Annotated in this window: 3 protein-coding genes; 2 read left to right on the plus strand and 1 reads right to left on the minus strand. The window is 60.6% G+C overall.

Features of this window, described 5'->3' with window-relative positions:
* Positions 1 to 116: 116 nt before the first annotated feature.
* Positions 117 to 749, plus strand: coding sequence for a lysophospholipid acyltransferase family protein (locus NW837_RS10835; protein WP_414331435.1), 633 nt, complete (start codon positions 117 to 119; stop codon positions 747 to 749).
* On the opposite strand, the gene NW837_RS10840 is transcribed toward NW837_RS10835, so the two are convergent.
* Complete coding sequence (locus NW837_RS10840) at positions 718 to 1,167, minus strand: (2Fe-2S) ferredoxin domain-containing protein (protein WP_414331431.1); 450 nt, start codon at positions 1,165 to 1,167, stop codon at positions 718 to 720. The two genes, NW837_RS10835 and NW837_RS10840, sit on opposite strands and share 32 nt — an antisense overlap.
* Positions 1,168 to 1,226: 59 nt before the next feature.
* Between NW837_RS10840 and NW837_RS10845 the strand changes: the two genes are divergently transcribed.
* Positions 1,227 to 1,565, plus strand: a 339-nt coding sequence (locus NW837_RS10845; protein ID WP_414331433.1) for a 2'-5' RNA ligase family protein, incomplete at its 3' end; no start/stop codon positions are given.

The following is a 1,565-nucleotide window of genomic DNA, read 5'->3' on the forward strand; positions in this document are numbered from 1 at the left end:
CCGTTCGCGCCAGCGGGCCGGAGGCCGAAAGCCCGCCCTGTACTGCGAAGCAGTCAGGGTCGGGTAGTTTACAGAGGGAACTGCTGCCGGAGTGGCAGGGATCGTTGGACTCACAGATGGGTTATCGCCGCCGGGATTGGTTGGCCTACTGGCTGCTCAAGTGGCTGGTGGTCAACCCCTTGTTTCGGGGACTGTATTTTGGGCGCACCTATGGGCAGGAAAACGTGCCTCGCCAGGGATCCCTCATCGTCGTCAGCAACCACGCCAGCCATTTGGATCCGCCGCTGGTGGCCAATGCGGTGCGCCGCCCGGTGGCCTTCATGGCCAAGGAAGAGCTGTTTCGGGTGCCGGGGCTGAAGCAGGTGATCCAGCTCTACGGCGCCTACCCGGTCAAAAGAGGCGGCTCTGACCGCGCTGCCCTGCGGGCCACGGAAGCAGCTTTGGCGCAGGGATGGGCGGTAGGGATCTTTTTGAATGGCACTCGTACCCCCGATGGCCGCATTCCTCAGCCCCACTTGGGAGCGGCCTTGGTTGCAGCCCGCACCCAAACGCCTCTGCTGCCTGTAGCCCTTTGGGGCACGGAAAAGGTCTTGCCCAAGGGATCCCGGTGGCCGCGCTTGTTCTGCCCCATCACGGTGCGCATTGGCAACGTGATTCCCCCCCCTGCTTCCAGCGATAAGGCCGATTTGCAGCAGGTGACGGCAGAGTGCGTGCAGGCTATCCATGCCCTTTTGGATCAGGGGCGCTGAGGGTATCTTGGGCTACCAGATACTCAACAACAGGGATCCCTCCCAAGATGTGCTTTTGAAGAATCTCCTCCACCACCTCCGGCGTGACCGAGTGGTACCAAAACCCACCGGGATAGACCAGCAGCACAGGGCCGGGAACAGCATAGTCGCACGCCCGCAGGCAGTTGGCTTTGGTGCGGTGCACCCGCAGGGATCCCCCGCTCCCGATTTCCAGGTTCAATTCCTTGATCCGCGATTTCAAATAGTCCCAGGCTTCCAATCCCACGGCTTTCTCACAACATTTGGGCTTGGTTTGATCTGCACAAAGGAACAAATGCCACTGGTAGGGCGGAATGGGAGCCGGCTGAGGCGCTTGGCCTGGGGATCCGGTTGCCGAGGAGGGATCCAGGATAGGGGAAGAAGCGACAGGACGCGACATAACAAGATGTTTGGGCTTGGCTACAGTTGCATTATCCCCTGTTCTCTAGGTTCTTACCGATGCTGGTGGATAACCCCAAGCAGCGACTGTTTCTTGCTCTGCTCCCCCCTCCAGCACTGCAAGAGCAGGTGACAGCCATCAAACAGCAGTTTGCCGAGCAATTTGCCAGCCAAGCGGCCCTGCGCTCGCCTCCCCACATCACTCTGGTGCCGCCGTTCGAGTGGCCCAGTTCCGATCTGCCGGCCTTGACGGGATCCCTAGAGGCCTTTGCCAAGCAGCAAACTCCCGTCGCCATCCAGTTATCCGGCTTTGGGGCCTTCGCGCCGCGTGTCATTTTTATTCACGTCGTGCCCTCCCCAGAACTGCAGCAGCTACAAGCTCAAGCCCATCACCACATG

Source organism: Synechococcus sp. R6-10 (assembly GCF_047461815.1).
In the GTDB taxonomy this organism is placed as follows: Bacteria; Cyanobacteriota; Cyanobacteriia; order Thermostichales; family Thermostichaceae; genus Thermostichus.

Excerpts from the sequence above, each read along its gene's own strand:
- NW837_RS10835 (WP_414331435.1), top strand. The coding sequence starts at position 117 with ATGGGTTATCGCCGCCGGGATTGGTTGGCCTACTGGCTGCTCAAGTGG.
- NW837_RS10840 (WP_414331431.1), bottom strand. The coding sequence starts at position 1,167 with ATGTCGCGTCCTGTCGCTTCTTCCCCTATCCTGGATCCCTCCTCGGCA.